The following is a 454-nucleotide window of genomic DNA, read 5'->3' on the forward strand; positions in this document are numbered from 1 at the left end:
CCGCCGCGGAACGGCACGGCGCCACCGCCGTCCTGCTCGGGCACACGCGCGACGACCAGGCGGAGACCGTCCTGCTGGGCCTCGCCCGCGGGTCCGGGATCCGCTCCCTGTCCGGCATGGCCGCGGTCTCGGGGGCCGACGGCCGGTACCGCCGCCCCTTCCTCCAGCTCGACCGGCAGACCGCCCGCCGGGCCTGCATGGTCCAGTCCCTGCCCGTCTGGGACGACCCGCACAACGCCGACCCCGCCTTCACCCGCTCCCGGCTGCGCCACGAGGGCCTGCCCGCGCTGGAGAAGGCCCTCGGCAAGGGCGTGGTCGAGGCCCTCGCCCGGACGGCCCAGCTCTCCCGCGACGACGCCGACGCCCTCGACGCCTGGGCCTCCCGCGCCGAGGACGGCGTGCGGGACTCCGACGGCCGCCTGGAGTGCGCCGGGCTGCACGCCCTGCCGCCCGC

Annotated in this window: 1 protein-coding gene; it reads left to right on the forward strand. The window is 78.9% G+C overall.

The annotated features are described in order from the left end of the window. The coding region (locus tag G3I53_RS16965; RefSeq protein WP_275406508.1) for an ATP-binding protein at positions 1 to 454 on the forward strand (454 nt) is incomplete at both ends.

Origin of the sequence: Streptomyces sp. SID14436 (assembly GCF_010548465.1) — a bacterium.
GTDB lineage: Bacteria > Actinomycetota > Actinomycetes > Streptomycetales > Streptomycetaceae > Streptomyces.